Genomic DNA, 20243 nt, shown 5'->3' with positions numbered 1-20243 from the left:
GCCAGATGTGGCCGGGCCGCTTTGGACGACGTATTTGAACTGGTTGAAGATCTCACGCTCGGTGCCGCCTTCGCTGGTGGACGTGGTGATGTTGTCACCGCACACGTAGGCGAAGTTGTAGGTCAGGCCCGGGACGCCGAAGGTGGTGAAGTCCAGGCCGTAGCCCAGCTGCCAGCTGCCAGCTGCCAGCTGCGTTCGTCTTCGGCGTTGAAGTCGGACCAGTCTAAAAATCGGAACGTATCAATCAGGACATACTTAGCAACAATCAATCCACCCAACCGCTCAAGAACAATTAACGAAAGTAAATAACAAGCATTACCATTCGCGCCCTTGAATTGACCACCCTCTCGGATGCACTTCGCAATGCCTGCCCCCTTTCGTCTTACGCCCATGACCCTTGGGCTTTCTGCCTTTCTGTCTGCCGGTTTTTCCTACGCAACAACGACCATTTTGCCTGCCACGTCGGTCAGTGCTGAAGCGGAAGCTGATGACCCGCGTGTCACGCAAACCAATACGGCGACCCGCACCAATACGCCGGTGCGCTACGTGCCTCAAGCGATCGATTCGATCAAGACTTCGAACGTCTCGGACTACGGCACCAACGATTTGGGCACTGCACTCAGCGGCATCCCCAACGTCAGCAGCGGCGCCGATACGCGATTTGACAGCTTGCGCATCCGTGGTTTCGACGCCAGCAACGACTTCTATCTCGATGGCATCCGCGACGACAGCCAATACGTGCGCGACTTGCACAACATCGAACGCATTGACGTTCTGAAAGGCCCGGCGGCCGTGTTGTATGGCCGTGGCAGCCAGGGCGGGATCGTCAACCGGGTGAGCAAGCTACCGGAGTTCGGTCGCCGCTCGACGATCGAAGCCCAAGGTGGCAGCGAAGATCTGCGCAGCCTGTACGCCGACCTCAGCACCGACCCTTCCGAGAACATCAGCCTGCGCCTGAACATGGGCAACATGGACGAAAACAGTTTCCGCGATGGCGTGAGCGGCAATCGTCAATTGTTCGCGCCATCGATGAGCTGGCAACTGACTCCCGACCTCAACTGGTTGGTGCAGTACGAGTACAGCCGCTACAACCGGACGCCGGATCGCGGCATTCCCGGTGTCAACGGTCGCCCGGCAGACGTAGGACGCGATACGACCTACGGCAGCGAAAACGATTTCATCGACGACAAGGCGCAATCCCTGCGCTCGAAACTCACCTATGAGTTGAGCGATAACTGGCAGCTGCGTCAGACCCTGGGCGTGTTCAAGCTCAATAGCGATTTCGACAACACCTATGTCACCGGCTACGTCCCGGCCACCAACAAAGTCACGCGCCAGCACTGGCAGCAGGACTTGTCGACCCGCAACGTTTACAACAACGTTGAGCTGGAGGGTGGCTTCGACACCTTCGGCCTGGAGCATCGCCTGCTTACTGGCATCGAAATCGGCAGCCAGCGCCGCGATCCGCTGTTGTACAACGCGGCCACCTCGGGCGCGGGGAGTTCGCCGGTACCGCCGCTGGACCTGTACAACCCCAACCGCGACTTGCTTCATACCGGGCGCATGCAGGTGTCGAGCAACTCCCACACTGAAGTCGAAAGCCGCGCCGTGTATGTGCAGGATCAATTACGCCTCAACGATCAATGGCAATTGCTCGCCGGCCTGCGCTACGACACCTTTGATATCGAGTCGACCAACAAGCTGCGGAACATTTCCGAAGACCGTGACAGCCACAGCACCAGCCCGCGCGTAGGATTGGTCTGGACGCCGCTGCAGAATCATTCCTTCTACGCCTCCTGGTCCAAGACGTTCTCGCCGGTCGGTGGCGGCCTGATCGGTATCACCCCGGGCGCAGCCGGCAACGCCAATGACTTGAGCCCCGAGTTGACCAAGCAGAAAGAAATCGGCGTGAAGAGCGACTGGCTCGACGATCGCCTGAGCACGACGCTGGCGATCTACGAACTGGAACTCTACAACCGCCGCACCAGCGACCCGAACAATCCAACCATTACCCTGCTCTCCGGCCTGCAACGCTCCCGCGGGATCGAGCTGACCGCTGCCGGTAAAATCACCGGCAACTGGTACGTGCGCGGCGGCGTGGGTCTACAGGACGCGACCATCGAGGAAGACAACAATGGCCTGGAAGGCAAGCGCATCAACAATGTGGCCAAACACAACGGCAGCTTGTTCCTGACCTGGAAACCGGAAATGGGCTGGTACGCCGAAACCGGTTTGACCCTGGTTGGCGACCGTTATGCGGACAACCTCAACACCACCGTACTGCCAGGTTACGGTCGCTGGGATGCCTTGGCCGGTTTCCGTCACAAGGATTGGGATGTGCGCGCAGCACTGAACAACATCAGCGACAAGACGTACTACTCGTCGGCGACCAGTGCATTTCAGATCCAGCCGGGGGCACCGCGCAGCGTAGTGGTGACGGGCACCTACAGCTTCTGACCACAACACAAAACCTGTAGGAGCTGGCTTGCCAGCGAAAGCGCTGGGTCAATAACGTTGAAGTCGGTTGACACGACGCCTTCGCTGGCAAGCCAGCTCCTACGGGACTATTCAGGTAAAAAAAAACGCTGCCATCCCGGCAGCGCTTTTCTTTTATCAATCCGTTGTTGTGCTTCTTATCCTTCCATCACATCCCACAACGCATCCAGTTCCGCCTCGCTGAACAGATCAACGGGGTAGCGCTCGATCATCGTCCGGCGCGGATCAGTTTCACTGATCGGACGCGTTCCATTGGACTTGAACCAGTGCGCCATCATCTGGAGCGATTCACTGTTTACAGCCAGGGGATGCAACGCCTTTTCGTTCACTGCATTAACTTCGGCGTTCATTTCAGCGCTCTCTCCCAGTTGTGAGCGGCTAACTTATCCAAGGTTTATGACAGAACATCGAAGCTCTCCCCTCCCCCAGTTACAACAGCACAGATACAAGAGCTGTGCCAAGGTTTCCAAAGTATGGCCAAGTGGATACAAAAAACCCGCAGCCCTTAAGGGCTGCGGGTTCTGGGCATGGCCAGGAGAGGTAAATCGCTGGCTTGAGCGATCCGGTAATCCACTCAGGCTGTTACGACCTCACTCACTCCTTGTGCGGCGCGGGTTGCTGCTGGGTAAGGCAGTGAATGTTGCCGCCACCCAGTAACAGTTCACGACCCGGCACCATCACCACTTCGTGTTGCGGGAACAGGTTCTGCAAAATCTCTTTCGCCGGACCGTCCTGCGGGTCATCAAAGCTCGGGGCGATGATGCCGCCGTTGACGATCAGGAAGTTCACGTAAGAACCGGCCAGACGAACCGTAGGATTACGTTCCTGAGTACCATCGACGGGATCGACACCGGCACATTCTTCCTCGGTTGCAAACAGCGGACCCGGAATCGGCATTTTATGCACCGTGAACGGGCGGCCCTTGGCGTCGGTGCTGCTTTGCAGCACGTTCATCGCGGCCTGGCAACGCAGGTAGTTCGGATCCTGCGGATCGTCGGTCCAGGCCAGCAACACCTCACCCGGACGCACGTAGCAGCAGAAGTTATCCACATGGCCGTCGGTTTCGTCGTTGAACAAGCCGTCCGGCAGCCAGATGATTTTATCCACAGCCAGATTTGCGCTCAGCATTGCTTCGATTTCCGCACGGTTCATGTGTGGATTGCGATTGCGGTTGAGCAGGCATTCTTCGGTGGTGATCAGCGTGCCTTCGCCATCGACGTGAATCGAACCGCCTTCGAGCACAAAGCCCTCGGTGCGATAGCGTTGGCTGCGTTCGATTTCAAGGATCTTGCCGCCGACCTGCGAGTCACGGTTCCACGGCGAATACAGACCGCCGTCGAAACCGCCCCAGGCATTGAAATCCCAGTTCACACCACGGACTTCGCCCGTGTTGTTGATGACGAACGTCGGGCCGGAGTCGCGAACCCAGGCGTCGTCGCTGGACATTTCCACGACACGGATATTCGGCACGTCCAGACGTGCGCGAGCGTTTTCGTACTGGCCAGCGGAAACTCCCACGGTCACAGGTTCGAAACGCGCGATGGCCTTGGCCACTGCCACGTGGGCGGCCTGCGCCGGTTTGCCACCCAGACGCCAGTTATCCGGGCGCTCGGGCCAGATCATCCAGGCCTGGGTTTGAGGTGCCCATTCGGCTGGCATGTAGAAACCGTCGGCGCGAGGGGAGCTGTTCAACGTGGTCATGGCTCAGGACTCCAGAGTGGCATTGATGCCTGACAGAAATGGAAAGCGCATTGGGACACGCCGTGGACTATGGCGACTTTATATCCGATAAATATCGGCTTTTAAAGCGTTACCCGTCAGAATTGTCTCAAAGCATGTATTGAAAGCCGATAACAATCGGATTAACACCCCCATCCCTGTAGGAGCGAGCTTGCTCGCGATGAGGCCATGTCAGTCACAGATTTGTCGACTGAAAAACCGCCATCGCGAGCAGGCTCGCTCCTACAGGGGGAAAAGTTTACAGCCCCTCTTCGAGCACCTTCGACAGCATGTTCACGAAGAAATCCACACTTTGACGCGAGGTGACCATCGGCGGTTTGATCTTCAACACGTTCAGGAAATCACCGGTCGGTTGCATGAAGATCCCGAGCTCACGCAGGCGATCACACAGCGCCGTGGTCTCTTCGGTGGCCGGCTCCAGGGTTTCGCGGTTGCGGATCAACTCGACGCCCAGATAAAAACCGGACCCGTGCACCGCGCCCACCAACGGATGAATATCGATCAGTGCTTCGAGGCGCGCCTTGAAATGCCCGCCGACGATTTGCGCGTTCTCCCAGAGTTTTTCTTCCTCCATCACATCCAGCACGGCCATGCCGACCTGGCAGCTGACCGGACTGCCACCAGCGGACGAGAAGAAGTAACCCTCGGCCTCCAGTGCTTCAGCGATTTCCCGGCGAGTGATCACCGCACCCAACGGCTGGCCGTTGCCCATGCCCTTGGCCATGGTGATGATGTCCGGCACCACGCCCTGCTCTTCGAAGCCCCAGAAGAAATGACCCATGCGCCCGTAGCCGACTTGCACCTCGTCGGCAATGCACACGCCACCTTGCGCACGCACCCTTGCATAAACCTGTTTCAAGTAACCCGGCGGCAGCGAGATACCGCCTGCATTGCCGTACACCGGTTCGCAGATGAAACCGGCCAGTTGGCGTTTTTGCTCGGCGATTTTTGCCAGGTTGTGTTCGACGCTGCGCACGTAGTCCGGTGCACTGTTCGGGCCGCGGAATTCGCCGCGATACGTGTTCGGCGCGATCACCGGATGCACCCAGTCCGGACGGCTGCTCAAGGCCTTGGGGTTGTCGGCAATCGAGGTCGACACCGCGTCCGCGCCTACCGTCCAGCCGTGATAGGCCTCCAGCACGCTGAGCATGTCGCGACCACCGCTGTAGGCCCATGCCAAACGAATCGCCAGGTCATTGGCTTCGCTACCGCTGTTGACCAGGAAAACCCGGTCCATGCCCTCGGGCGACAGTTTCAGCAAACGCTCGGAAAACTCGGCCACCGCGGCGTAGTTGAAACGCGAGTTGGTGTTGAGCAGCGACCACTGACGACTGGCGACCGCCGCCATGCGCGGGTGTCCGTGACCCAGCACCGCGACGTTGTTGAGCATGTCGAGGTAGGAGCGGCCCTGCATGTCGATCAAATGATTGCGCCAGCCGCGTTCGATGCGCGGCGGATCGACGTAGTAGTGTTTTTGCGTGCGGGCAAAACTGGCGTCACGCCGCGCCAGCAAGGTCTTAGCGTCGAGCTCATCTTCGGCGTCACACGCCAGCCCCAGCAGCGACGCCGGTGACGGACACAAGGCATGCCAGGCGGCCGCCCGCGATGGCGTACAGAACAGCGGCGCATTGATCGACGCCCCTCGGCACAACTGCACAATCAACGGGCCGCTGACCGAACCCAGCACCTGGCCTTTGACCAAGGCTGCGCCGCTGTGCAGCGATGGCGTCACACCCCACAGCCGCACACTCAGTTGCGGGCCGTCCAGTTGCAGCACGCCGGTCGACAGTTGGTGCACCACGCCGGCAAACGGCGATTCGACCGCCGAGCCCTGGGGGACACGCAATTCGACATGCAACGGGAAAGTCTCTGGCTCAGTCGCGACGTCCGGCCGGGTCCGTGACAAACGGTACTGCCCGTAGCGACTGGCCGCCAGCCCATGAGCTGCAACGGCTTCATCCAGCAGGCGCTGATCGACGCCTTCCTGCTCCCAGTTGCCGGCCTCGAAATGCGGGCTCAACACCCCCAGATCGATCAAGGCAAACTCACGCCCCACCAGGTTCGGCAACAGCGGCGCGAAACCTTCACTGCCAATAACCGGCAGCGTCTGGCCAACCGAAGAGAGAATCGCTGCTTCCATCAACGCCAGTGGCACCGATGTGGCGACGCGGAAAATTTCCCACTCGTGGATCAGATTGTCGCGGCTGTAGGTGTTGCCCGGGTCGATGCTGACTTGCTGCTCACCGCTGAGCACCAGCACCGCCGCACGAGCGACGATCAGTGGCCAGAGCGCCAGCAGTTCTTCGTGCTGAAGCGGGTTGACCGCGTGGTAAGCCTGGATCGCCGGCAAAATGCAGAACGGATCGCCTTCACCGTGATGCAGCAGCGCGGCGCAGGTCACCGACAAATCGGTGATTCGCCAGGTGCGCACCAGATCGCCGAAATCGATCACGCCTTGCAGTTGCCAGTGACGCAGCGCATCGCGCTGCCACACCACGTTGTCGTCGGTGATGTCCATGTGGATGGCCTGCACCGGCAGCTTGTCTTCCAGTGGCTGCAAATGGCGCTCGGCTTGTTCGGACGCTTCGACGATCAGCCGACGCTGGGCTTCATCCTTGATGACCGGCAGCAGGTGCGCGATCAAGGCGTGTGCGTGGCGAGCGTCCCATTGCAGCGTCCGCACCAGGCCAGGGTGATCGAAGTCCGCCAGCGCCAGGTCCATCTCGCCACACAGGCGACCGAAACCCGCCACCACCGCCGGGTTGAAATACTTGAGGCTCGTCAGGGGCTGGCCTTCGATGTACTCCAGCAAACGGACATGCACCGCCTGGTCGCCCACGTCCAGGGAAAGCAGGTCCGCGCCGCTTTTCGCCGGGATCACGCGCGGCACCTGCACATCGGGGTGCTCGCCCAAATGCTTGAGCCCCGCGTGCTGGGCCTGAAGCTCCAGTACCGAATAGTCGCCACGGCAGATTTTCAGGACGAAACGCCCCCGGTCGCTGTCGACGCGGAAGTTCAGATCCTGCTGGCTACCCAGGGCCTGCAACTTTCCGCTAAAGCCGTAATGTTCCTCAAGCAGCTCAAGCGCCTGCTCCGCAGACACCTGCGGGCTGGGCAAACTGGCGCGATGAATCAACGTGGCGAGCGGCATACAACGACCCCTGAAAATTTATTAGGCGCTTATATCGCCACCGCTTCGGGCGATACGCAACCCCCCACGGTCGGCACTGAGCGTTTGCAGGGCCGTTTTCTCGCGCAGACGGTGCCCGCAAGCCTAGGCATAATGCGCCTGTACCCACAGGCGCTCGATGCTCATGACTCCGACCCTTCCCCCCAGACCCCGTTGGCGCAGCCTGGCCCTGCTGGCACTGTGCCTGGCACCGCTGCTCTGGCCGTTGCAGCATCTGGCGGAGCGCTACTACCGCAGCGAATTGGCCAGTCAGAACCGTCAGACCCTCGACCTCTACGTCGCCAACCTGCTGGGCACCCTGCACCGCTATGAAGTGTTGCCGCAGATCCTCGGCGACCTGCCGGCCCTGCGCGCCGTGCTCGGTGCACCGGACGACGGCGTCACCCAGGGCAACGCCAACCGCCTGTTGAAGAACATCAGCGCCCAGACCGGTGCCGAAGTCATGTACCTGATGGACGCCAGCGGTAAAACCCTGGCCGCCTCCAATTGGGACAAACACGACAGTTTCGTCGGGCGCAATTTTTCTTTCCGGCCGTACTTCAGCGAAGCCATGGCCGGGCGGCTCGGGCGGTTTTTCGGTTTGGGCACCACCTCCGCCAAGCGCGGTTATTTCTTCGCGGCGGGCGTGCGCGATGGCGAGAAAATCGTCGGCGTGTTGGTGGTCAAGGTAGACCTGGACCACACCGAAAGCCTGTGGGGTAAAACCCCGGAACAGCTGCTGCTGACGGACCATAACGGCGTGGTGATTCTGACGTCACGCCCGGAGTGGCGATTCCGCTCGACGCGCCCGTTGAGCGAAGCAGAAAACAAAGCCATCACCGCGATCCAGCCTTATCCAACCCGCGACCCGAAGCCGCTGGAGCTCAATCCCGATGCCTGGCTGACTCAAACCCAACCCATCGCCGAAACGGGCTGGAACGTCAGCATTCTTGCCCCGCGCACCCTGATCGACCGGCCGGTACGCACGGTGGTCGCCATCGGCGGCGCAGCGCTGCTGGTTGCGATGTTGCTGCTTGGCCTGATGATGCAGCGCCGTCGCCATTACCTCGAACGCATCGCCTTCGAAGCCAAGGCCCGTCGCGAACTGGAAGGCCGGGTCGCCGAGCGCACCAGCGACCTCGAAGGCCTCAACCGTCGCCTGAAACAGGAAGTGCTGGAGCGCGAACAGGCTCAGCAGGAACTGGTCCGCGCCCAGGATGATCTGGTGCAGGCCGGCAAACTGTCGGCGCTGGGGACCATGTCGGCGAGCATCAGCCACGAACTCAATCAGCCACTGGCCGCCATCCGCAGTTACGCGGAAAACGCCGAAGTGCTGCTGGACCACCAGCGCACCGATGACGCCCGTGGCAACCTCAAGCTGATCAGCGAATTGACCGGGCGCATGGCCTCGATCATTGCCCATTTGCGTGCCTTTGCCCGGCGCGATCGCCACGCTCCGGAAAGTGTCGCCCTGCAACCGGCGCTGGACGATGCGCTGGCCTTGCTGGCCAAACGCCGACGCAGCATGGAAGTGGAATTGATCCGCGACTTGCCCGCCGCGACGCTTTGGGTCGAGGCCGGGGAAACCCGTCTGCGCCAGGTGCTCGGCAATCTGCTGGCCAACGCTCTGGACGCACTGACCGAAAAAGGTCCGCCGCGCAAACTCTGGCTGAGTGCCCAATCCACAGCCGAAGGCGTCAACCTGTACATTCGCGACAACGGCCCCGGTTTTTGCATGGAAGCCCTTGGTCGCGCCAGCGAGCCCTTCTACACCACCAAGACCCGTACTCAGGGGCTTGGATTGGGCCTGGCGATTTGCGAGACCCTGATGCGCGCCTTCGGCGGTGAACTGTCGTTCGCCAACCACAAGGAAGGCGGCGCGCTGATTACCCTGAAGCTACGCGCAGGCGCGCCGGGTGTGAGCCTGCAACCGTCCGAGGACCGAAGTGCATGACCATCGACAACCGTATCCAGGTCGTGTTGATCGACGACGATCCCCATCTGCGCCAGGCCCTGAGCCAGACGCTGGATCTGGCCGGCCTGAAAATTCTGCCGCTGGCCGAAGCCAAAGGTTTGGCCGGGCAGCTTGAGCGCGACTGGCCGGGCGTGGTGGTGAGCGATATCCGCATGCCGGGGATGGACGGTCTCGAACTGCTGACTGAACTGCATGCCCAGGACCCCGACCTGCCGGTGTTGCTGATCACTGGTCACGGTGACGTGCCGCTGGCAGTGCAGGCCATGCGCGCCGGGGCTTACGACTTTCTGGAAAAACCCTTCGCCAGCGACGCTCTGCTCGACAGCGTGCGCCGTGCCCTGGCCCTGCGCCGACTGGTGCTGGACAACCGCAGCCTGCGGCTGGCCCTGAGTGATCGCAATGAGTTGAGCACGCGCCTGGTCGGGCAATCCGCCTCAATGTTGCGCCTGCGCGAGCAAATCGGCGCACTCGCGGCGACCAAGGCTGATGTGCTGATCCTCGGCGAAACCGGGGCCGGTAAAGAAGTCGTGGCCCGAGCGCTGCACGACTTGTCCAACCGGCGCAACGGTCCGTTCGTGGCGATCAATGCCGGGGCGCTGGCCGAGTCCGTGGTCGAAAGCGAGCTGTTCGGTCACGAGCCCGGCGCCTTTACCGGCGCGCAAAAACGCCGCATCGGCAAGTTCGAGTTCGCCAATGGCGGTACGCTGTTCCTGGATGAAATCGAAAGCATGAGCCTGGATGTTCAGGTGAAGTTGCTGCGCTTGCTGCAAGAACGCGTGGTCGAGCGCTTGGGTGGCAATCAACTGATCCCGCTCGACATCCGCATCATCGCTGCGACCAAGGAAGACCTGCGCCAGGCGGCCGATCAGGGTCGCTTCCGCGCCGACTTGTATTACCGCCTGAACGTCGCACCGCTGCGCATTCCGCCGCTGCGTGAGCGGGGTGAAGATGCGTTGGTGATGTTCCAGCATTTTGCCGATGAGGCCAGCGCCCGCCACGGCTTGCCACCCCATGAACTGCAGCCGGGTCAGCGTGCGCTGTTGCTACGCCACACCTGGCCCGGCAATGTTCGCGAACTGCAAAATGCCGCTGAACGTTTTGCCCTGGGTCTGGAATTGGCGCTGGACAACACTGAGCCGCAGAGTGGTCTCGGCACAGCGATAGACGTCGTCAGTGGCGGGTTGAGCGAGCAAGTGGAAAACTTCGAAAAAACCCTGATTGCTGCTGAACTGGCACGTTCCCACAGCTCAGTGCGCAGCGTCGCCGAAGCCCTCGGCATTCCGCGCAAGACCCTGCACGACAAACTGCGCAAGCACGGCTTGAGTTTCGCCGACAGTGGCGCAAGTCCCCAACCCGACGACCTCGATTGAGTGGCCGTCCAGTCATCCATTTCAAACAAGAGGTCATTGAATGAGCCGCGACAGTCGTCAACTCGAATCCGTCCTGCATCACGACATTCCCCTCACCAGGGAGATGGGCCTCACGGTGCTCGACTGGCATGACCAGCAACTGCGCCTGCGCTTGCCGCTGGAAGCCAACGTCAACCACAAGAGCACCATGTTTGGCGGCAGCCTGTATTGCGGCGCCGTCCTGGCCGGTTGGGGCTGGTTGCACCTGCGTCTGAAAGAAGAAGGCATTACGGACGGGCACATCGTGATTCAGGAAGGGCAGATCAGCTACCCGCTACCGGTGACGGGCGATGCCAACGCCATTTGCCAGGCGCCGGACCCGGTCGTGTGGAAGAAGTTTTTGACCACCTTCCAGCGATACAGCCGAGCGCGGTTGACGTTGAACACGCGGGTGGTGAATGAGGGCAGTGATGAGGTGGCGGTGAGGTTTGTCGGGCAGTACGTGATGCACCGTTAAGCGCCACTACCTCTGTAGGAGCCGGCTTGCTGGCGAATGATGCAACGCGGTGTGCCTGACACACCGCTTCGCCGGCAAGCCAGCTCCTACAGGATCGCGAGCGCCAGCAACTGCTCCCGCCATGCCGCCTTCGCCGGCAAGGCCAGGAAGAATCCATTCAACAGCGACTCCCGCGCCGGATAGCAGAACGGTTCGCCGCTCAGATCCAGCACTTCCCCGCCCGCCCCTTCCAGCACGCCTTGTGCGGCAGCGGTATCCCACTGCGAAGTCGGTGCCAGGCGTGGATAGCAATCCGCCGCGCCTTCGGCCAACAGGCAGAATTTCAGCGAGCTGCCGATATTCGCCAATTGCAATTCGCCAAGGCTGGCGCTCAACCCGGCCAGCAAACGCTCCTGCTCCGGGCTGGAGTGACGACGACTGGCAACCACAGTGAACGCTTCGCCAGGCGCTAAAACATCACGCACCTGAATCGCCACTGGCGTGCCGCCCTTGTCACCTCGCCACGCACCGAGCCCGGCGCCGCCGACGTAAAAACGACCGTTGGTCGGCATCGAGACCACGCCGAACACCACGCGACCGTTTTCAACCAGGGCAATGTTGACGGTGAATTCTTCGCTGCCGCTGATGAATTCCTTGGTGCCATCCAGCGGGTCGACCAACCACCAGCGCTGCCATCCGGCGCGAACGCTTTGGGGGATGTTGGCGTCCTCTTCCGACAGCACCGGGATGCTCGGGTCGAGTGCGGTCAGGCCCGCGAGAATCAGGTGGTGGGCTGCCAGATCCGCCGCGGTCACCGGGGAGTCATCCGACTTGGCGGTGACGGCCGTGCCCGTGCGCCAGAACGGCAGGATCGCATCGCCCGCCTGCAACGCCAGCTCAACAATCGGCGCCATCAATGGATGAGAAAAGTTCGTCACTGAAACGCTCCACGCTGGGTCAAGAGGTCACGGGCCAGGTACAGCGCCGCCAAGGCGCGGCCTTCGGTAAATTGCGGATTCTGCGCCAAGGCCGACAACTCGCGCAGGTTGACCTTGCTCACGCCCATCGGCTCGGGCTCGTCACCCTCCAGGCGCTCTTCGTACAGATCGGTGGCCAACACCACTTGAATTTTCTGGCTCATGTAGCCGGGGGACAATGACAACTCGGTCAAGTGCTCAAGCTGACGCGCGCCGAAACCGGCCTCTTCCTTGAGTTCACGTTCAGCCGCCGCCAGCACGTCTTCGCCCGGCTCGATCAAGCCCTTGGGCAGGGACATCTCATATTCATCGGTACCGCCGCAGTATTCCTCGACCAATACCGCATGTTCGGCATCCAGCATCGCCACGATCATCACTGCGCCGTACCCGGCCCCCTTGCCGACAAGGCGCTCATACGTGCGCTCCACGCCGTTGGAAAAGCGCAGCTTCAGCTCTTCCACGCAGAACAATCGACTGGTGGCGACAATTTCGCGGGCGAGTATGGTGGGTTTCTGGCGCATGCAAAGCTCCTTGGCGTGAACGCGGTACTATAACGCGGCTTTCCCGATTGTTTACGCCAGAAATCTTTCTACCGCCCGAGAAGTTGCCATGCCTTCACTACCCTGGTCCGACATCGATACCGTTCTGCTGGACATGGACGGCACGTTGCTGGACCTGCATTTCGATAACCATTTCTGGCTCGAACATTTGCCCCAACGCTATGCAGAGTTGCACGGCGTCAGCCGGGCCATGGCTGAACTGGAGTTGCAGCCATTGTTCGAACGCAATGCCGGCCAGTTGCAGTGGTACTGCCTGGATTTCTGGAGTGCCGAACTGAAATTACCCGTGCGCGACCTGAAACTGGAAACCGCCCATCTGATCGCCCTGCGCCCGGACGCAGACATTTTTCTCGCCGCGATCAAGCAGGCCGGCAAACGCGTGGTGCTGATCACCAACGCCCATCGTGATTCGCTGTCGTTGAAGCTGGAAAAAATCGAGCTGGCACCGTACTTCGAGCGCCTGATCAGCTCCCACGATTACGGCTTCCCCAAAGAAAACCCGCAGTTCTGGGACGCCTTGCAAGCCGACATCGATTTCGACCCGGCGCGCAGCCTGTTTATCGACGACACCCTGCCGATTCTGCGCAGTGCACGGGATTTTGGTGTGGCGCATTTGCTGGCCGTACGCGAACCCGACAGCCGCAAAGGGCCGAAGGACACCGCAGAGTTTGCGGCGGTTGAGGATTATCGGGATTTGATTGCAGGGCTGTAGACCTGACACGGTCAATGTGGCGAGGGAGCTTGCTCCCGCTCGGCTGCGCAGCAGTCGCCATTCAGCTGATGCGATCTATCAGAGAGAACGCATTGACCAAATTGGGAGTACTTCGCACTCCAGCGGGAGCAAGCTCCCTCGCCACAGGTTTTGTGTTACTCGGGAATTCGCAGTGTCTGCCCCGGATAGATCTTGTCCGGGTGCGACAGCATCGGCTTGTTGGCCTCGAAGATTTTGTTGTACTGGTTGGCATTGCCATACACGCTCAGGGAAATCGCGCTGAGGGTGTCGCCTTTTTTCACCACCACAAAACGCGCGGCAGCGACCACCGGTCCTGTCACAGTGATCTGATCATCCACACTGCCAACCCCAGCAATGTTGCCCAATGCCAGCAGGATCTTTTCTTTCTCTTCCTGACTCGCGACTTCACCGGTCACGGTGACTTTGTCGCCGTCGACCGTCGCCTGTACATTCGGATTACCCAGGCCAACCTTGCTGATGTGTTCCTTCAACTGCTCACTGGCATTGGCATTGCCCGGCGTCAGTAGATCAATAAGCTTCTCGCCTGCTTCTTTGATAAAGCTGAAAAGACTCATGTTTCACTCTCCTTGGGTTTGGGTTCCAGACATCAAAGCCTAGACCACAGTCGCCCTTTGCGAATTCAACCCGACCAATGACGCCGCTTCCCGCCTGGAGCGAAGATCGACATCCAGCATGCTCGCGCAAGCCTGTTTCGCGATTTATCCGCAATCGCTGGCCGAGCTTGATCGAGCGCATCTATCGGTAGATCAGTAATAGCGATTAGACGCGACATGTTGTCACGCCTAGTCTTAAAGCTGATCAAACCGTCGGTGATGCCATGAACACCAAGCGCCCTGCCTGCGCGGCGCCTGCCCTCGAAACGCCCGCGCCCGCCGCAAGCCAGACATACAGCTACAGCAATCTTGAACACTCGGAATCGGCCAGCACCGCGCTGGCCGAAGAAGTGGCGCTGGCCATTGCCTTCAACGGCATCAGCCAGGCGGTCATGCTGGTGACGCCCACAGATCTGGAAGACTTCATTGTCGGCTTCAGCCTGGGCAGCGGCATCATCGAGGACGCCACGGACATTTATGACCTGCAACTCAGTGGCTCGGGGTCGGCGCAATACGCGCAAGTGACCATCGCCAATCGCGCCTTCTGGAACCTCAAGCAACAGCGTCGGCAACTGGCCGGCACCAGCGGTTGCGGGTTGTGCGGCGTGGAGGCGGTCGAGCAGGCATTGCCGGACCTGAAAGTTTTACCCGGCGCGCCGCTGCCACCCGCCGAATGGCTCGACGGACTGCGCCAGCGCATTGGAGCGTTCCAGCCGCTGGGCCAGCATTGCGGTGCGGTGCATGCGGCAGTGTTCATGAACGACCAGGGCGAGTTGCTGCTGGGCCGTGAAGACATCGGTCGGCACAACGCCCTCGACAAACTGATCGGCGGCCTGATCCGACAAAAGATCCCGACCGCTGGCGGGCTGGCGATCGTCACCAGCCGTTGCAGCCTCGAACTGATCCAGAAAGTCCTGCGCGCCGGCATTCAAACGCTGGTCAGCCTGTCGGCCCCCACCGGCCTTGCCGTGCAATGGGCCCGGCGCCACAACCTCAATCTCATTCACCTGCCGCAAAAGAATGCGCCGCGGGTCTACAGCCCCGCGATGGAGAACCAAGCGTGAGTCAACACCGCCAAGCCGACCAGAAACCCGTCCCTCGCTACAAGCCCTACAGAGGTCCGGCCGGTGGCTGGGGTGCGCTGATCAGTGTGGCCCAGGCCTGGATGACCAGCGACAACGCGCTGAAAAATCTCCGCATAATGCTCAAGACCAACCAGAACGGTGGCTTCGACTGCCCAGGTTGCGCGTGGGGCGATTCGCCGGAAAAGGGCATGGTGATGTTCTGCGAGAACGGCGCCAAAGCGGTGAACTGGGAAGCGACCAAACGCCGTGTCGATGGCAAGTTCTTCGCCAAACACAGCGTCACCTCATTGCTGGAACAAAGCGACTATTGGCTCGAATATCAAGGTCGCCTGACCGAGCCAATGAGCTACGACGCCGAAACCGACCGCTACAAGCCAATCAGTTGGGACGACGCCTTCGCCCTGATCGCCAAACACTTGAACGGCTTGGCGAGCCCCAATCAGGCCGAGTTCTACACCTCGGGCCGCGCCAGCAACGAAGCGGCTTTTTTGTACCAGCTGTTCGTGCGCGCCTACGGCACCAACAACTTCCCTGACTGCTCGAACATGTGTCACGAAGCCAGCGGTGTCGCGTTGGCGCAGAGCGTTGGCGTCGGCAAAGGCACCGTGACCTTCGACGACTTTGAAGACGCCGATGCAATCTTCGTCTGGGGCCAGAACCCCGGCACCAACCACCCGCGGATGCTCGAACCCTTGCGTGAAGCGGTGAAGCGCGGCGCGCAAGTGGTGTGCATCAATCCGCTGAAGGAGCGCGGGCTGGAGCGCTTCCAGCACCCGCAGCATCCGATCGAAATGCTCACCAACCGCGACAAGCCGACCAACACCGCCTTCTTCCGACCGGCACTCGGCGGCGACATGGCGATCATGCGCGGCATGGCGAAATTCCTTCTGCTGTGGGAACGCGACGCGCAAAAGACCGGCGCCCCGGCGGTGTTCGATCACGACTTCCTCAATGAACACAGCGTCAACGTGCTGGATTATCTGGCGACCATCGATGACACCCCGTGGGAACAGATCATCGAGCAATCCGGCCTGACCCTCGAGGAGATCGAGCAAGCAGCACGCATGTATGCCAAGGGCAAGAACGTCATCATGTGCTGGGCCATGGGCATCACTCAGCATCGTCATTCGGTGGCGACCATTCAGGAAATCGCCAATCTGATGCTGCTGCGCGGCAACATCGGCCGACCGGGCGCCGGCCTGTGTCCGGTGCGAGGCCACAGCAACGTGCAGGGCGACCGGACCATGGGCATCAATGAGCGCCCGCCAGCGGCGTTTCTCGACGCGCTGGAGCGTCGCTTCCAGTTCAAGGTACCGCGCGCCCACGGTCACAACGTGGTCGAGGCGATTCACGCCATGGCCGAAGGCCGGGCAAAAGTCTTCATCGGCCTGGGCGGCAACTTCGCCCAAGCCACCCCGGACAGCCCACGGACCTTCCAGGCGCTGCAAAACTGCGACCTGACCGTGCAGATCAGCACCAAGCTCAACCGCAGCCACCTGACCCACGGCAAAGAGGCGCTGATCCTGCCGTGCCTGGGCCGGACTGACATAGATATCCAGTTCGAAGGCCCGCAAGCGGTGACCGTCGAAGATTCCTTCAGCATGGTCCACGCCTCCAACGGCCAGTTGCAGCCGCTGTCGAACCAGATGCGCTCGGAGCCGGCGATCCTGGCCGGGATCGCTGCTGCGACGCTGGGCAGCCATCCGGTGGACTGGAACTGGCTGGTGGCCGACTACGGCCGCATCCGCGACCTGATCGCCGACACCCTCCCCAACTTCAAAGACTTCAACGAGAAGATCAAGCACCCGGGCGGTTTCTACCTCGGCAACAGCGCCGGTGCGCGCAAATGGAACACCGCGTCGGGCCGGGCCACTTTCAAACCCAACAGGTTGCCCAAGGATCTGGTCCACGAACGCACCCGCGCCACCGGCGTGCTGCCGGACCTGATCATGCAATCGATGCGTTCCCACGATCAGTACAACACCACGATCTATGGCCTTAATGACCGATATCGCGGCGTGAAGGGACAACGCGATGTGTTGTTCGTAAACGAAGCCGACATCATCCGCCTGGGCTTCAAGCCTGGTCAGAAGGCCGACATCGTTTCGATCTGGGACGATGGCGTCGAGCGCCGGGTGAAAGGCTTCACGCTGCTGGCATTCGACATCCCGGCCGGGCAAGCGGCGGCGTACTATCCAGAGGTGAACCCGTTGGTGCCACTGGAGAGCATCGGAGACGGCAGCCACACACCGACGTCGAAGTTCGTGGCGATCCGCCTGGAGGCGGCGAGTGACTCGGGGTTGATTATGGCCCGGTCGGCGTAACGCAAAATCAAAAAATCGCAGCCTTCGGCAATCCCTGTAGGAGCTGCCAAAGGCTGCGATCTTTTAAATTCTTGATGGGCCACGCAAAAACATTTCAATCGCCCACAAAAAAGGCCGTTTTCAAATGAAAACAGCCTTCGGGAATAAGTAAAAGACCGGCGAAAAAAAGTTAAGTTCCATCCAGAAAACAGTAACTTGCACAATTGTATACAAGTCGTGTTATTCGTCGGATTTCGATTGTCACGCACAATTCGGAGCCTCAGGATCGCATCGTCATCCCCTTGAGGTTCCCCCATGAAGTACTCCTCGATTCTCTTGTTGTCCCTTGGCCTGGTCAGTGGCATTGCCTCTGCTGGCGGCACCACCGAAGCTGGTGTGGGCGGCGCATTGGGCGGGGTTCTAGGCTCGGTCGTCGGTCAGTCGTTAGGCGGCAATACCGGTTCCACCATCGGTGCTGCCCTGGGTGGCGCGGGTGGTAGCGCAGTCGGCGCAAACAAACACAGTCGTGGCGAAGCCGCCATTGGCGGTGCGTTGGGTGCTGCGGGCGGTAACGTGGTCGGCCGCAGCGTGGGCGGCACCACCGGCAGCCTGATCGGCTCCGCAGCGGGCGGCGGTGCCGGTGGCGCACTGGGTAACTACATGGGCAAAGAGTACGACAATGATAATGATCACGACGACGATCATCGTTCGTATCGCAGCCATAATGACCGTCGTTACTACCGTGACGGCCATCCGGGCCGTGGCCATGCCTATGGTCATCGCAAGCACCACAAGTACCACCGCGACTAACGCCTCGAGCGCCTCGCTGGTGAGTACAACAAAAATCGCAGCCCAAGGGCTGCGATTTTTTTTGCCTTACTGAACCACCAGACGCTCCAGCGCCCCGCGCAACCCTGCAGGAATCGCCACGGGTTGATTCGACCCACGATCGACAAACACATGCACGAAGCGCCCCGCCGCGCAGGCCTCGTCTTCTCCCTGCTTGAACACGGCCAGTTCGTATTGCACCGAACTGTTGCCCAACTTGCCCACCCGCAGACCGATCTCGATCCGGTCCGGGAAAGCGATGGACGCAAAGTAATCGCAGGCTGAGCTCACCACGAACCCCACCACCTCGCCATCGTGGATATCCAGACCACCGACTTCGATCAGGTAAGTGTTCACCGCGGTGTCGAAAAAGCTGTAGTAGGTGACGTTGTTGACGTGACCGTAGGCGTCGTTGTCATGCCAGCGCGTGGTGACGGGCTGGAAGTGCGGGTACTCGGTGCGATGAGGCATCAGTGTTGATTCCTGAGTGGGTTCGCCAGTCTACGGCGAAAAACCGAGTTGAACTCATCGCGAGCAGGCTCGCACATTGCCAAAATCTGCGGGCGACCTGGATCAACTGTGGGAGCCAGCCTGCTGGCGAAGGCGTCCTCGCGGGCGCCACATCAATCACTTGTCAGCAAAGCCCTTGCCAGCCGCTGCCAGCTCACCAATCACCCGCGCCGGATTCCAGTGATCACCCTGGCGTGTCTCAAGGTCTATCAAGCGCCGGTGAATATCCGCCAACCCCTGCTGATCCGCCCAGGCCATCGGCCCGCCCTTGTCTGCCGGGAAACCGTACCCGTTGAGGTAAACCAGGTCGATATCGTGGGCCGATCCGGCGATGCCTTCCTGAAGGATCTTCGCCCCTTCGTTGACCAGTGCCAGCAAGCAGCGCTCCAGAATCTCTTCCTGGCTGATCTCGCGACGCTGGAACCCCAGCCCTTCGCTGACTTCCAGCACCAACGCATCGACCAGAGGATCATGTTCGGCCTGACGACTGCCCGGCTCATAGTGGTAATAGCCGTTGCCACTCTTCTGACCAAAACGCTCCATCTCGCACAACCGGTTATCCACCTGAACCTCAGGTGCATCCTGACCGACACCGGACAGTTGTCGGGAACGCCACTGCAAATCGACACCGACCACGTCGAACATGCGGAACGGCCCCATGGCGAAACCGAAACCTTGCAGCGCCGCATCCACCTGATAGGGGTAAGCCCCCTCCAACAGCATTTTTCGCGCCTCCAGCACATAGGTATTGAGCATGCGGTTGCCGATGAAACCGTCGCAGTTGCCCGACACCACGCTGACCTTGCCCATGCGTTTGCCCAGTGCCAGCGCAGCGTCGATGACCGCCGGTGCAGTTTGGGCGCCACGGACGATTTCCAGCAGTTTCATGATGTGTGCCGGGCTGAAAAAATGCAGGCCCAGGACTTGTTGCGGCCGGCGAGTCACCGCCGCAATGGCGTCGATATCCAGTGCCGAGGTGTTGCTCGCCAGAATGGCTTCGGGCTTGAGCAGACCGTCCAGCTCGCGGAAGATTTTCTGCTTGAGCTCAAGGTTTTCGTACACCGCCTCGATGACCAGATCAACATCGCGAATGGCCGCGTAATCGGCGGCGGCAGTGACCCGAGCGATACGAGCGTCTGCTTCAGCCTGATCGATTCGCTCCTGCCGCACGTTGTGGGCGTAGGTGTCTGCTACGGTGACCAATGCCTGCTCGAGCATCTGTGGATTGTTATCAACCCATTGCACTGCTACCCCGGCGTTGGCCAGGCACATGACAATGCCTCGGCCCATGGTGCCCGCGCCAATCACGGCTGCGCGCTGAATATTCGTCGGCGTCTGGCTCATATTGTGTTCTCTTGTTGGCGATCCTAAGACAGCCCCCACCATAGTCAGCCACAACGTTTTTTTG

General features: G+C 60.6%; 16 protein-coding genes and 1 pseudogene. 8 read left to right on the top strand and 9 right to left on the bottom strand.

Annotated features, from left to right (window positions below; genetic code table 11):
- Positions 1 to 9: 9 nt before the first annotated feature.
- Positions 10 to 221, bottom strand: a pseudogene (locus tag CKW15_RS04880) (OprD family outer membrane porin); the annotation flags it as partial.
- A 142-nt stretch (positions 222 to 363) separates the two neighbouring features.
- On the opposite strand from CKW15_RS04880, the gene CKW15_RS04875 reads away from it, so the two are divergent.
- Complete coding sequence (locus tag CKW15_RS04875; RefSeq protein WP_095058330.1) at positions 364 to 2457, top strand: TonB-dependent siderophore receptor; 2094 nt, start codon at positions 364 to 366, stop codon at positions 2455 to 2457.
- A 176-nt stretch (positions 2458 to 2633) separates the two neighbouring features.
- On the opposite strand, the gene CKW15_RS04870 is transcribed toward CKW15_RS04875, so the two are convergent.
- The 3 genes from CKW15_RS04870 to CKW15_RS04860 all read right to left on the bottom strand — a co-directional run bounded on the left by CKW15_RS04870 (position 2634) and on the right by CKW15_RS04860 (position 7387).
- Positions 2634 to 2846, bottom strand: a complete 213-nt coding sequence (locus tag CKW15_RS04870; RefSeq protein ID WP_095058252.1) for a hypothetical protein — start codon at positions 2844 to 2846, stop codon at positions 2634 to 2636.
- Positions 2847 to 3090: 244 nt separating this feature from the next.
- On the bottom strand, positions 3091 to 4197 hold the full coding sequence (gene aguA / locus CKW15_RS04865) for an agmatine deiminase (RefSeq protein ID WP_095151727.1): 1107 nt from the start codon (positions 4195 to 4197) through the stop codon (positions 3091 to 3093).
- Between the two features lie 277 nt (positions 4198 to 4474).
- Positions 4475 to 7387, bottom strand: coding sequence for an aminotransferase (locus CKW15_RS04860; RefSeq protein ID WP_095151726.1), 2913 nt, complete (start codon positions 7385 to 7387; stop codon positions 4475 to 4477).
- A 163-nt stretch (positions 7388 to 7550) separates the two neighbouring features.
- Between CKW15_RS04860 and CKW15_RS04855 the strand changes: the two genes are divergently transcribed.
- The 3 genes from CKW15_RS04855 to CKW15_RS04845 are packed head-to-tail and all read left to right on the top strand — an operon-like array spanning position 7551 to position 11246.
- Complete coding sequence (locus CKW15_RS04855; protein ID WP_095151787.1) at positions 7551 to 9359, top strand: ATP-binding protein; 1809 nt, start codon at positions 7551 to 7553, stop codon at positions 9357 to 9359.
- Positions 9356 to 10750: a sigma-54 dependent transcriptional regulator gene (locus CKW15_RS04850; RefSeq protein WP_095058249.1), complete on the top strand. Its 1395-nt coding sequence runs from the start codon at positions 9356 to 9358 to the stop codon at positions 10748 to 10750. Before CKW15_RS04855 ends, CKW15_RS04850 begins: the two co-directional genes overlap by 4 nt.
- 40 nt (positions 10751 to 10790) lie before the next feature.
- Complete coding sequence (locus tag CKW15_RS04845) at positions 10791 to 11246, top strand: YiiD C-terminal domain-containing protein (RefSeq protein WP_095058248.1); 456 nt, start codon at positions 10791 to 10793, stop codon at positions 11244 to 11246.
- Between the two features lie 86 nt (positions 11247 to 11332).
- Here CKW15_RS04845 and cysQ read toward each other — a convergent pair whose 3' ends face one another.
- Positions 11333 to 12139 (bottom strand): 3'(2'),5'-bisphosphate nucleotidase CysQ, encoded by an 807-nt coding sequence (gene cysQ, locus CKW15_RS04840; protein WP_095058247.1) that lies wholly within the window; start codon positions 12137 to 12139, stop codon positions 11333 to 11335.
- A 20-nt stretch (positions 12140 to 12159) separates the two neighbouring features.
- A complete protein-coding gene (nudE, locus tag CKW15_RS04835) occupies positions 12160 to 12723 on the bottom strand; it encodes an ADP compounds hydrolase NudE (protein WP_095058246.1) in 564 nt (187 codons plus the stop codon).
- An 88-nt stretch (positions 12724 to 12811) separates the two neighbouring features.
- On the opposite strand from nudE, the gene yrfG reads away from it, so the two are divergent.
- Complete coding sequence (yrfG, locus tag CKW15_RS04830) at positions 12812 to 13474, top strand: GMP/IMP nucleotidase (RefSeq protein WP_095058245.1); 663 nt, start codon at positions 12812 to 12814, stop codon at positions 13472 to 13474.
- Positions 13475 to 13629: 155 nt separating this feature from the next.
- Here the strand turns inward: yrfG and lysM are convergent, their stop codons facing one another.
- Positions 13630 to 14070: a peptidoglycan-binding protein LysM gene (lysM, locus tag CKW15_RS04825; RefSeq protein ID WP_095058244.1), complete on the bottom strand. Its 441-nt coding sequence runs from the start codon at positions 14068 to 14070 to the stop codon at positions 13630 to 13632.
- A 263-nt stretch (positions 14071 to 14333) separates the two neighbouring features.
- Here lysM and fdhD point away from each other — a divergent pair, with 263 nt between their 5' ends.
- The 3 genes from fdhD to CKW15_RS04810 all read left to right on the top strand — a co-directional run bounded on the left by fdhD (position 14334) and on the right by CKW15_RS04810 (position 18307).
- Positions 14334 to 15173, top strand: a complete 840-nt coding sequence (fdhD, locus tag CKW15_RS04820) for a formate dehydrogenase accessory sulfurtransferase FdhD (RefSeq protein WP_095151725.1) — start codon at positions 14334 to 14336, stop codon at positions 15171 to 15173.
- The gene (locus tag CKW15_RS04815; protein WP_095151724.1) at positions 15170 to 17518 is read left to right on the top strand and encodes an FdhF/YdeP family oxidoreductase; all 2349 of its coding nucleotides are present in this window, start codon (positions 15170 to 15172) and stop codon (positions 17516 to 17518) included. The genes fdhD and CKW15_RS04815 overlap by 4 nt, the downstream gene beginning before the upstream one ends.
- A gap of 294 nt (positions 17519 to 17812) precedes the next feature.
- Positions 17813 to 18307 carry a glycine zipper domain-containing protein gene (locus tag CKW15_RS04810; RefSeq protein ID WP_095058241.1) on the top strand — a complete coding sequence of 165 codons (495 nt, stop codon included), beginning with the start codon at positions 17813 to 17815 and terminating at the stop codon, positions 18305 to 18307.
- Between the two features lie 66 nt (positions 18308 to 18373).
- Here CKW15_RS04810 and CKW15_RS04805 read toward each other — a convergent pair whose 3' ends face one another.
- Positions 18374 to 18796 carry a thioesterase family protein gene (locus CKW15_RS04805; RefSeq protein ID WP_095058240.1) on the bottom strand — a complete coding sequence of 141 codons (423 nt, stop codon included), beginning with the start codon at positions 18794 to 18796 and terminating at the stop codon, positions 18374 to 18376.
- 156 nt (positions 18797 to 18952) lie between these two features.
- On the bottom strand, positions 18953 to 20179 hold the full coding sequence (locus CKW15_RS04800; RefSeq protein WP_095058239.1) for a 3-hydroxyacyl-CoA dehydrogenase: 1227 nt from the start codon (positions 20177 to 20179) through the stop codon (positions 18953 to 18955).
- Between the last annotated feature and the right edge of the window lie 64 nt (positions 20180 to 20243).

It is taken from the genome of Pseudomonas sp. Irchel s3b5 (genome assembly GCF_900187435.1).
Taxonomy (GTDB): Bacteria; Pseudomonadota; Gammaproteobacteria; order Pseudomonadales; family Pseudomonadaceae; genus Aquipseudomonas.
This window is presented reverse-complemented; position numbering and strand designations above follow the sequence as displayed.

Coding starts and splice junctions, on each gene's coding strand:
- fdhD (WP_095151725.1), top strand. CDS start 14,334: ATGAACACCAAGCGCCCTGCCTGCGCGGCGCCTGCCCTCGAAACGCCC.
- CKW15_RS04860 (WP_095151726.1), bottom strand. CDS start 7,387: ATGCCGCTCGCCACGTTGATTCATCGCGCCAGTTTGCCCAGCCCGCAG.
- nudE (WP_095058246.1), bottom strand. CDS start 12,723: ATGCGCCAGAAACCCACCATACTCGCCCGCGAAATTGTCGCCACCAGT.
- CKW15_RS04850 (WP_095058249.1), top strand. CDS start 9,356: ATGACCATCGACAACCGTATCCAGGTCGTGTTGATCGACGACGATCCC.
- lysM (WP_095058244.1), bottom strand. CDS start 14,070: ATGAGTCTTTTCAGCTTTATCAAAGAAGCAGGCGAGAAGCTTATTGAT.
- CKW15_RS04810 (WP_095058241.1), top strand. CDS start 17,813: ATGAAGTACTCCTCGATTCTCTTGTTGTCCCTTGGCCTGGTCAGTGGC.
- CKW15_RS04845 (WP_095058248.1), top strand. CDS start 10,791: ATGAGCCGCGACAGTCGTCAACTCGAATCCGTCCTGCATCACGACATT.
- CKW15_RS04855 (WP_095151787.1), top strand. CDS start 7,551: ATGACTCCGACCCTTCCCCCCAGACCCCGTTGGCGCAGCCTGGCCCTG.
- CKW15_RS04805 (WP_095058240.1), bottom strand. CDS start 18,796: ATGCCTCATCGCACCGAGTACCCGCACTTCCAGCCCGTCACCACGCGC.
- CKW15_RS04870 (WP_095058252.1), bottom strand. CDS start 2,846: ATGAACGCCGAAGTTAATGCAGTGAACGAAAAGGCGTTGCATCCCCTG.
- CKW15_RS04875 (WP_095058330.1), top strand. CDS start 364: ATGCCTGCCCCCTTTCGTCTTACGCCCATGACCCTTGGGCTTTCTGCC.
- CKW15_RS04800 (WP_095058239.1), bottom strand. CDS start 20,179: ATGAGCCAGACGCCGACGAATATTCAGCGCGCAGCCGTGATTGGCGCG.
- cysQ (WP_095058247.1), bottom strand. CDS start 12,139: ATGGCGCCGATTGTTGAGCTGGCGTTGCAGGCGGGCGATGCGATCCTG.
- aguA (WP_095151727.1), bottom strand. CDS start 4,197: ATGACCACGTTGAACAGCTCCCCTCGCGCCGACGGTTTCTACATGCCA.
- yrfG (WP_095058245.1), top strand. CDS start 12,812: ATGCCTTCACTACCCTGGTCCGACATCGATACCGTTCTGCTGGACATG.